This is a genomic window from Cohnella baijiui, assembly GCF_020731285.1.
In the GTDB taxonomy this organism is placed as follows: Bacteria; Bacillota; Bacilli; order Paenibacillales; family Paenibacillaceae; genus Cohnella.
The window spans coordinates 1-329 of sequence record NZ_JAJFOW010000178.1 but is presented as its reverse complement, the minus strand read 5'-3'; the positions used below and the strand labels follow the sequence as shown (position 1 = coordinate 329).

Below are 329 nucleotides of genomic sequence, written 5' to 3'. Positions count from 1 at the left end.
CACCAACATCGAGAATTCCACTCTTAACAAATCCCATGCTGACACCTTTACTTCGTCAGTAATAATATTGGATTGAAAACAAGGAAATCTCCCCTCTTCTGCCAGTTCAACTAACTCTTTTAATGATGATAATTCACCCATCATTTCCGAAGCCGATTCAAAACAATCTGTGTCCCATTGCTCTTGAGGACACATCGAATATTGATATTGCATAAATTCCTGCATTTGTTCTAAGGCTACCGTTTCTTTAATCTCAAAAATGACTTCTTCATGAGTTTCATTTATTTCGTACAAGGTAATATCTAAGTGTTTATTTAACTCATTTATCA

At 35.0% G+C, this 329-nt stretch carries 1 protein-coding gene; it reads right to left on the bottom strand.

Annotated elements, in window-relative coordinates; translation table 11 throughout:
• The coding region (locus LKX83_RS32210) for a hypothetical protein (RefSeq protein WP_227887343.1) at positions 1-329 on the bottom strand (329 nt) is incomplete at both ends.